Raw genomic sequence first — 10,366 nt, 5'->3', positions numbered from 1 at the left:
GGTCATACCAGCGACAACCGGGAACGTTAGAGAAGTGTTGCCAGCCATCAGAGTCGATTCTACTCGGAAGTATGGGATTTTGTTGAGTGCTGCCCGGTGTATATTCGATGTCACCGCCATCCTCATTGCCAAAGATAACGCCTCCACCGCCGCTACCGCCGATAATACCGCCACCACCGCTACCGCCGATGATAATCCCTCCTCCTCCACTACCACTGAGTGGAATACTGCCGTTGTTATTCTCTTCACTATCCGTTCCTATTGGGAAGTCTTCAGCATCATAGACATTGACATAAAGTTCGTAGTTACCCTCATCTTCTCCGCGACGACCACCATCAGCAGCCTTGACAGATAAATTGATCCTACCGTTACTCGATACTCTACCCAGGACTGAGGAGGCAAAACCATCACCAAGATGACTGCTGTTATCGTCAGCTCCGAGGAAATAGCTGTTATCGTCATATCCACTCAGGTAAGTATTGGGGTTGCATTGGTTGGAGGGCAGGTCATTGTTAATCCAGGCATGAAATGTGGCTCCAGGAGTTAGGCCGTCTAGGTGAAAGTTGTCTTCTTCTGTGCCTGATGATAGGCTGTCTGAGAATTTTTTAGCAACTACACATTCACTACTATTGCTAGCGACTAGACTATCACTGTTGTTACTAGCCAAATTATGTTCGCTTCCAGGGGGGCAAACCGGATCTTGATCTTGTTTTTTCTCTGATACTTGGTTTTTCCACCCCCATCTGATTCCGTTATAAATCTTGACTTCCCTTTTCTTGCTTTCTGGTGGTGTGATTTCTTCAACTAGATAGAGTTGTGCGTTAAAATAATGGTTCCCGCGAGCACCTATTCGACAAAAACTAAAGTAAAGAGGACGATCGCTGTTATTTGTAATCCTAATCCCTATCTCCACCGGATATCCAGGGGACGGATGCAAGGGTGGTTTTAATAGATGCTTTCCTAGGTCGGAAAGTTTTTGAATTAGGTTTTTCTTGGGCAGAGTTAATACTCGCTTGGGTACAACGGTTTCAAAACGAATCCCATCAACTTCGATAAAATTGTTTTCATTCATGTTGGCTAGATATTACCTGTATCAGGAGATCAAGAATACAGTGAAATTACTGAATTATAAAATATTGGTTATACTGTAAGGATTCAGTTGTGGCGAGCGATCTTTCAATTAGGTATTTTTTGGGCACAGCTAATATCCGCTTGGGTACAAGAATTTCAAAGCGAATATCATTGACCTCGATAAAATTGTTTTCATTGATGTTGGCTAGATATTACCTGTATCAGGAGATCAAGAATACAGTAATATTACTGAATTTACCCTCCCTAAAAAATTCAGTGTACTCTCTGACTAGCTCCTTTACTCAATCCAAACCAGCCGCGGCCAGGTGTAAGAGTGAATGCACGAACGGGCTGGCTTGTGATACTAATCAGAACGCTAGTGGCTAGCCAAAATAGTGAATGTGTTTTCAAGAGAATGTTTTTAGTTGCTATAGACATAACTGACAAGTTGAAAAATGCAAAAATTAGTTAGACGACAATGACTGAGTTTCTAAATGTAGTTCTATAAGAGGTAATAACACCATTCCTCTCCAGAGATTTTTGAACAATGTTCTCTTTCTCTGAATTCTGTCACATACTGTTATTTCCGTTGCTTCATTTTTATATGTCAATCGAAGCCAGTATCTACCGGGTTTAAGATTTTCAAACATCCAATCTCCTCCATCTCCCGCATCTATTTTTAAATTGAAATTTCCATCTCTATTCCACAACAATTTAGCATCAGGAAAGAAAGTAATGCTTTTTCCTGGTAGTGATAAAAGCTGATCGGATGCTAATATCCTCTTTAAATGAAAGGTACTGTAATCTGTCTGTACTGTTTGTCCATCTGGACTAAGAAGTTCAGGGATTAGCGCGCTGTAAAAACTAAAATAAAAATCAGTATGACTGTTATTAGTAATCAGAATGCCAATTTGTACTGATTTTTCCATGCCATTTTTCTTCTCTGGCAAGCTTAATACTGTTTCAGGTAATGTTGTTTCAAAGCGAATACCATCTACTTCTATGGCTTTATCATTTGGTTTGGTTTCAACCAAGCGTAGGTTGACAAAAGGAGTGGTTAAGCGATCGCCTTTTCTTTGTTTGGTATTTCTCAACTGTAAAATTTCTTCTTTAGGCTGATATTTTGCTCGATCTCTACTTGATTCGTATATGAATCTGAGTTGATAACTTCCTCCGTTCAGGGCATCAAAACACGAGCTGTTTAAAGCTTGACATCTATTCGTTAACAACTGTAACTGTAGTAAATCTTTTTCCCAACAAACTTTAGCAACAATTGATATGAAGATTGCTGTTTTAGAACTCACCCACGAAATCCCTCTTCTGGTAAGATTATCAATTAAACTTGAAATAGAATAGACTACTCTATTGACTAAGTTATCGCCTTTATAGGGTGTATTTGCTTCATTTCTTTGAGGGTCAGTATTTAATTCTCTTTCTAAAATTTTACCATCAGACGCTATTAGTTCTGGAATGATTATTTGATCGGAATCAATTTCCCAAGGTTTTAATGTTTGATTAGTCAACTTCAACCATAATCCAAAAGAAATACTTTCCGGTAGCGTTCTTTGTGGGATAGGTAATACTATCAAACTTGGTTCCCATATTTCTAGGTGGATTCCATTGGCTCGATCGAGAGTATTGCTAAAAGGTTCATGTGATTTCATTTTTTTATTTATTGGGTCTTGCTTGGATACAAGAGTTTCAAAGCGAATCCCATCAACTTCGATAAAATTGTTTTCATTGATGTTGGCTAGATATTACCTGTATCAGGCGATCGAAGATACAGTAATATTACTGAATTAAAAAACATTGGTTATACTGTAAGAATTCAGTTGTGGCGAGCGATCGCCACTAAGTAAAAGAAGATAAAGCGGTAAGGTGATTGCGAGAGATTTGTAACTCGAATCCCCAATTCTACAAGAGTATAAGAATCAAATTCTTTTGGGGGTATAGTCAATACTTGTTCTGATACCAAAGTTTCCAGACGGATACCATCAACTTCAGTGAAGCTGGTCTCAAGAGGTTATAGCATATCTGTTATGATATTTTGCTTAACAATCGTTTCCGCTTTGCGGATATGACCAGCGCATAGGACTAGAAATTCTTCCCGGAGAATGATCTGGGCTAATCTCAACAACCAGATCCGTTAATTCAGGATTTTGAGTAAGAGGAGTAATAAATAGTTCTGGATGTAAACTGCGCCAAAAGTAGTTTACAAATTCTTTAACTTCTGATTCACTCATACCTGGTTTTCCAGTGGCTATCATTTCTTGTTCTGCTTGCAGTCGCCACTGTTGAGACAGTTGATAATCTGTAGGATATAAAACGATTAATCGATCTAGACAATCCCACAATGGTAAGTATTTATGCAGACCTTGATTGATGTCTTGGGCAAATTGTCGATCTTCTTCAGACTCAATCGGAGAAGGTGCAAAATTTAACCGATCTGGATCGATCGGTTGCACCCCGACAAACCAACCTTCAAAGAAGATGATATCCCCATGGGTAATGACTTCTGGCTCAGTTCTATCCCCCTCCCCTGCATAGGCTGATTTGTCAAACCGAGGAAAGTCTACAGGGTACTGAGAGTTTCGACATTGTTTCAGGACTTCAATACCTAAGTGAATGTTATGGGTTCCGGGAGGACCTCGACGAATGAAACGGGGGTCTTGAGTTTTGAGAAGCTGGCGATCGCCATACGTCTTATATAAATCATCGAGTGATAAACTTGCTGAGCTGTACCCTAATTCATTCAAGATTAAGCTCAGTACCATAGCCAGACTTGTTTTTCCCGTGCCTTGACCTCCTAAAATCCCTTGAATTAGCGGCCGATTCAGCTCTTGTTGAGCTTCAGTCAATTGGATGGCCAGAGGTAACCACAAATTCCACAACGTATGATATAACTGTTGATAAGGGATCCTAGGGATCTGTTGTAAAATGCTGGGGGCTAGAGCTTGAAAGAGACGCGCTTGTAGAGGAATTTGGTTTTTTAGTCTTTCTGGAGTGAAATCAAAGGCGATCGCGCGATCGGTATCCTCAAGAGCTAATGATTCTAGCTCTTGATACTCTGATTGTGTTGGAGGATTTCCTTCAATCCAAAGGTGTAAAATTAATTCGTCATCCCTCATTATAATAAAACAGACTCTCGACAATTTCCGTATTGTATGCTTTAATAGTCCAAAGGCTAGATGCAGACTAGCTAAAACAGTAAAAAAATGTAACGTGGAGGAAAAAGTGATGGCAAGTAATGGTGAGATCAAAAAAGCTGTAGTCCTTCAGAGTGAAGAAGATTTTGGCGGCACTCCCACAACTCTAGATGGTGGCTATATCGGAGGGAAGAAAAAGAAGAAGAAGAAAAAGCAATCATCTGCTTTAAAACCTTCAGAAAAAGCGGTGTTCAAGTTAGCCAAGCGTTATGATGAGGCTTCCAAAGAGTACAGAGATCGCCATGAAAAATCCAATAAAAAGAAAAAGAATGGTTGGATAAAAGATCTACCCAAAAACTACAACAAGGCTATGTCCAAGCTGATGAAGTTTTAGGTAGTTTTTTGCTTTGTTGATCGAAATGTTGTGAGAAGCTGTAATGTCACCCGTAGCCTCCGAGGAATCGCTAGGTTATCATCGTAATCCTCGTTACTGTTTTTAAAGAAGATTTCGGTAATTAAAATTACGGTGTAATTACAGTAAAGCATCAGTATGTTCCCAAGCCTTAAATGCATAAATGAGGGTAAGTAAATATTATGGCAACTGCACAAAAAGAAAACACAATTATCCTTGAGATTGGTAATGCGAAGAAGGATGATATTGACGATCTTCGCTACGGTGAAGGTAAGCTGTTCAAGAAAATCCAGTATACAATTGAACGGCTCAAAGATGATGGTCAAGTCGGGGAAAATGCCCAGCCCATCATTGTGATTGTTAAAAAGAAAAAAGAGAAAGATTGGTAGAACCTTGAGAGAGGTTTGATGAAAAAGATTTGTGGGAATACCCGCAGGAAATGTTTAATCCATCCGAGACTATGATATTCTATTTATCGGATGGATTTGTTTCTGTTTCTGAATAATAACTTTCTTCTTAAGAATGGTTAACAAAAAAGATATCCCCACACCACTAATTACAGGTAAAAGTCGAAAAAAAGTAAAAGTTCTAGACCTGGAGCAATTGGAGTCCCGTCGTGTTTCTCTTTTTTACATCATTAAACAATTTGTGACTTTTTTCCTGCAAGTACAGTTGCGGAAAAGAGCTGGGAAATCGGATATACAGAAAACAGCAGAACAGTTACGGGAGATTTTTGAAGATTTAGGTGGATTTTGGGTAAAAACCGGTCAGCTTTTGGCACTTCGTAGCGATCTGTTTCCAGAAGAAATCTGCGATGAACTAACCCGCCTCCAGTTTGAAGCTGTAGGTTTCCCCACCTCAATTGTTCGTTCTACCATTGAATCGGAGTTAGGAGTTCCCCTAGAGCAGATTTTTGACGATTTTGATCCAGAACCCTTAGCTGCCGCATCTATTGCACAAATTCACACTGCTGTTTTACGCGGTAAAAAAACTCGTGTTGCTGTTAAAGTGCAACGTCCAGGTTTAGATGAATCTTTTCGACGAGATTTGGGTTTGATCAAAATTGTAGCTCGTTTATACTCAAAAACCGATCTAGGTAGTTTTCTTCTTTTAGATGAAGCAGTTGCGGAATTGGAAAGAGTTCTTAATGAGGAGTTGGACTATCGTTATGAAGCATCCAATGCTCGTCGGATGAAAAAAACTCTCAAAGAACATAAAATAGAAGTTCCTAAAATTTATGATAAATATACTCGAACCAAGGTTTTGGTCATGGAATATATCCCCGGTGTACTCATGGCTGACTACATTAAGGTTTATCAAACAGACCCGGCAAGATTTCGCCAATGGGAAGAAGAAAATAAAGTAGACCGTGAAACTATAGGGGAAAAACTCTATTTATCCTTATACCGACAGATTTTTGAAGATAACTTATATCATGCTGACCTGCATCCGGGGAATATCATCTTGTTGCGTGATAACAAGTTGGTTTTAATTGATATGGGTAGTGTAGGTTCTTTGGATAGCGATCTAAGACTCTATTACTTGAACTATGTTAAAGCTTTGGAAAAAAGGGATTTCGCTAAAGCTTCTGATTACAATATTCGCATTGGACTAGATATTCCCAAAGCGAATATGCCAAGAGTCAGAGCAGAAATGGCAAAAGCGACGGAACAATGGGCCGCTAAGTCGGCACTCAAAGGAGTGAGCTACAAAGAAAAGTCTTTAGGTGGGGGCACTTCTGAAATTGCAAAGGTAGCCATTAAATATCGTATTCCTAGTAACTGGTCATTCCTGAAAATCACGCGATCTCTCCTAACGCTAGATGGGTCAATGCAATATCTAATTGATGATTTTGATACCTTGAAAATCATTAAAAAATACAATAAACAATCGGATCGCCGTGCTTTAAAAAGAAGCCTAGAGCCAGATAACATTATAGCATCAATTAATGAATTCTTTCAGGCTATTGATGAATACAACCAAATTCTGCTTCCTTACCTCCGACAACGAACCCATGCTTTTGAAATAACGGTGGACAAATTTGCTCTGGCTATCGTTGTTGTACTCCGAACATTTTCTTCGGTATTATTGGTAAGCGAAGTAATTGTTCTGTATACTTTTTTATATCAAAATCACTTCCAATGGATCAAAGATATTCACACCGAGGTCGTGAATGATATGGTCAGCGATATTCCGGTTTTGCCCTACTTGTTGTGGATTTTTATTCTGATCGGAATTTTATTAGCGGCTAGGATCTTGACTTCGGTGGCAACTATTTTGGAGCGTAAAGAGTACGGAGAGAGACTAATTTGATACGGAATTCTTGAACAAATCCAGTCCAAGTTATTCCATTGATTTAACCTAACAAGATAGGACATTAAACATTATGAGTAACTTACAATCGATCGCCCGCTTTAATGGTAGCAATAACTACATTCAGGTTCCTTGCCAAAAAGAACTAAACCCCGCCCAATTTACCGTATCCTGTTGGGCAAAAGTAGAAGGAGGACAAGGGCAATGGCGATCGCCCGTAACCTGTCGCACCGCTAGAGGAAGCAGTGCATTAGGAGGATATATCCTATATGCAGGCAACAACAACAAATGGCAATTCTGGACAGGAAACGGGGGATGGGTTGTCTTGCAAGGTGCAGATGTAGTCCTAAACACCTGGACTCATGTGGCGGCTACTTACGACGGCAGCACCATGAAACTCTACATCAACGGAGAACTCTCTGGAAGCCCTGTCCAATCGAAAATCCTGATCAATAACCAGTATCCTCTACGGATTGGGGCTGGAATGACAGAAGGTAGCCCCACCTACTTCTTCAATGGTAAAATTGCTGAAGTGCGGCTGTGGGATAAGGCTCGTTCCCAAGAAGAGATCCAGAACTCGATGCACCAGAGACTCAAGGGAGACGAACAGGGATTAGTCGCTTATTGGCCTTTGAATCAAGAAAGTGGCACAAGTGCAGAGGATAAAACGGGTAAAGGCAATCCCGGAACCCTTCATGGTGCTACTTGGGCACAGGAAACGCTCGATATCCTCACACCTTCTGCACCCGAAACTGAGCAGACTTCAGAGCAATCTGTCCTGACGTTCAATGGCAGAAATAACTATCTTCAAGTCCCCATTACCGAGTGGGAAGCCTCCACTTTTTCCGTAGAACTTTGGGCTAAAGCCAGTAAAGCACAACCGGGTTATGCCAGTGTAATCAGCAACTCGAATACCACACAGAGGGGTTCATTCCAAATTGATGTGGGGGGAGGATATTACCGTTTACTGCATAGTGTTCAAGTTCAAATTGGCAAGCTGGCACAAGAATGGCAACATCTAGCGGTTACTTATGACGGGAAAACGGTCAAAACCTATCTGAATGGGGAAGAGAAAAATACAAAGGCCATTGATTCTATGCAAACGGTCTTTAAGGTATATAAATTGGGTAGAAACCGGAGTAACAATACTTATTTTGCCGGTCAACTCAGTGAAGTCCGAATTTGGGATAGAGCGCGAACAGCCGAGGAGATTGAAGAGGGAATGGGGCATCGCTTGGCAGGAGATGAGCCAGGATTAGTCGCCTACTTTCCTCTTAATGAAGGGAGTGGAAAAACAGTACAAGACCACACGAATCAGGATCGTAAAGGTACAATCTATGGAGCTACCTGGGCAAAAGAAACCCTTGATTTTCTTCAACCCTATGCTCCTCCAGAAGAACAGAGTTCTGAGCCACCTGTCCTTCAACAAGAAACGCTTCAAGCGATCGCCAGTTTTAATGGCAGTAACCAATATATCGAAGTTCCCTACAAACAAAAACTCAACCCTGCTCAATTTACCGTGTCCTGTTGGGCAAAAGTAGAAGGAGGACAAGGGCAATGGCGATCGCCCGTAACCTGTCGCACCGCTAAAGGCAGCAGTGCATTAGGGGGGTATCTCCTCTATGCAGGAAACAACAACAAATGGCAATTCTGGACAGGAAATGGAGGATGGGTTGCCTTACAAGGTGCAGATGTAGAACTCAATACCTGGACTCATGTGGCAGCTACCTACGACGGCAGCACCATGAAACTCTACATCAACGGAGAACCTTCTGGGAACCCCGTCCCATCAAAAATCCTGATCAACAGCCAATATCCTCTACGCATTGGTGCAGGAATCACCGAAGGAAATCCGGGATTTTTCTTCAATGGAAAAATCGCCGAAGTCAGGCTGTGGGATAAAGCTCGTTCCCAAGAAGAGATCCAGGAATTGATGCACCAGCGACTGACCGGCTCAGAAGCGGGATTGGTCGGATACTGGCCCTTAGACGCGGGAAGTGGAACCACAGTCACCGATAAGAGTGGTCATGGAAATAATGGCACCATTAACGGGGCAACCTGGGAAACCTCAGATTTAGAACTCGCCGCTGCCCCAGAAAGGCAAACGGCACCTCTCAATCGCCCTGTATTGGCCTTTGCTAATACCAAGAAACCCACAGATTATGTGATTCTCAATCCATTCAACTCATTTCCCGCTCAGAGGTTAACGGTTGAACTATGGTTAAAAACCAATCATCAGAATTCGGGAACCCCCATATCCTATTCAGCTAAAAGCTCTAGCAATGCCTTCCTCCTCTTCGACTATCGGAGTTTGCATCCATACGTGTGCGATGCAAACATCAATAGTGCGATCGCCTTTAATGATGGTCAATGGCATCACTGTGCAATGACCTGGGACAGCAGTACCGGAAAGGTCGAGCTTTACAAAGATGGAGAAGCAGTATTCTCAGGCACTCTTGCCAAAGGTAGAGAGATTCCCAACGGCGGTGCTCTGATTTTAGGTCAAGAACAAGACAGCGTGGCGGGTTCCTTTGATGTTAACCAAGCATTCCGCGGGCAAATGTCAGAGGTTCGGATTTGGGATGGCATACGCAGCCCCCAAGAAATTGAGGATAATAGGCACTGCGCTTTGACAGGAAATGAGTCGGGATTAGTGCTGTATTGGCCCCTAAATGAAGGTACGGGAACCACAGTCACCGATAAGAGCGGTCATGGACACAATGGCACCACTCAGGGAACTGGAGTTACCTGGGAAACCTCAGATTTAGAACTCGCTGCTGCCCCAGAAAGGCAAACAGCACTAACAGCCAAGTCGAGTGCTATTACCTTCGATGGCACAGATGACTACATCACCATTGCTCTAAATGAACCAGAAACAGAAGTCACGCACGAGTTTTGGTTTAAAACAGATGCTCCAAACTGTGGTTTGTTTTCTGTGGTAAAAAGTCCAGATTGGGGAGGCCACGATCGCCATCTTTATCTGAGTAGTGGAAATATCAAAACTCGCATTTGGAATCACGAAATCATCTCCAGCTCTGGTTTGAACTTAGCGGATAATACCTGGCATCATGTAGCGCATGTTTTTGGCGCTTCTATTGGTGGTCAAAAAGTTTATATTGATGGGCAATTAGTAGCTAGTGGAACTAAGCATACGTCTGACTTTGACTGGCAAGATACAATTGCGATCGCCTACTCTGATGATGCTCAACAGAAACACTTCCAGGGACAAATCGCTGAAGTCCGCATTTGGAAGATTGCTCGTTCCCCCAACGAGATTCAACAAACGATGCACCAGAGTTTAACAGGAGAAGAAGAAGGATTAATAGGCTACTGGCCTCTGAATGATGGTAGCGGCACAACCCTAGCCGATAAAACCTCAAATAACCATCCAGGAACCCTTCATGGAGGAACTTGGACAGAGGAA

General features: G+C 41.8%; 6 protein-coding genes and 1 pseudogene. 4 read left to right on the top strand and 3 right to left on the bottom strand.

Annotation, left to right across the window (positions count from 1 at the left end; translation table 11 throughout):
- The 3 genes and pseudogenes from AC3A14_RS19725 to AC3A14_RS19715 form a co-directional block, all read right to left on the bottom strand.
- Nucleotides 1-1,072: pseudogene (locus AC3A14_RS19725) on the bottom strand (hypothetical protein); the annotation flags it as partial.
- A 463-nt stretch (nucleotides 1,073-1,535) separates the two neighbouring features.
- Nucleotides 1,536-2,735 (bottom strand): hypothetical protein, encoded by a 1,200-nt coding sequence (locus AC3A14_RS19720; RefSeq protein WP_318735695.1) that lies wholly within the window; start codon nucleotides 2,733-2,735, stop codon nucleotides 1,536-1,538.
- Nucleotides 2,736-3,122: 387 nt separating this feature from the next.
- Nucleotides 3,123-4,199, bottom strand: a complete 1,077-nt coding sequence (locus AC3A14_RS19715; protein WP_318735698.1) for a glycerate kinase — start codon at nucleotides 4,197-4,199, stop codon at nucleotides 3,123-3,125.
- A 109-nt stretch (nucleotides 4,200-4,308) separates the two neighbouring features.
- On the opposite strand from AC3A14_RS19715, the gene AC3A14_RS19710 reads away from it, so the two are divergent.
- From AC3A14_RS19710 to AC3A14_RS19695, 4 genes are all read left to right on the top strand, one after another.
- Entirely contained in the window at nucleotides 4,309-4,611 is a 303-nt protein-coding gene (locus tag AC3A14_RS19710) for a DUF6312 domain-containing protein (protein WP_318735700.1), read from the top strand.
- Nucleotides 4,612-4,811: 200 nt separating this feature from the next.
- Nucleotides 4,812-5,018 (top strand): DUF6200 domain-containing protein, encoded by a 207-nt coding sequence (locus tag AC3A14_RS19705; RefSeq protein ID WP_318735702.1) that lies wholly within the window; start codon nucleotides 4,812-4,814, stop codon nucleotides 5,016-5,018.
- Between the two features lie 133 nt (nucleotides 5,019-5,151).
- A complete protein-coding gene (locus AC3A14_RS19700; protein ID WP_318735705.1) occupies nucleotides 5,152-6,942 on the top strand; it encodes an ABC1 kinase family protein in 1,791 nt (596 codons plus the stop codon).
- Between the two features lie 73 nt (nucleotides 6,943-7,015).
- A partial coding sequence (locus AC3A14_RS19695) for a LamG domain-containing protein (RefSeq protein WP_487779119.1) occupies nucleotides 7,016-10,366 on the top strand: 3,351 nt, incomplete at its 3' end.

This window comes from Roseofilum sp. (assembly GCF_982964205.1).
Note: the sequence above shows the minus strand (reverse complement) of the source record. Positions and strands in the feature narration are given on the sequence as shown.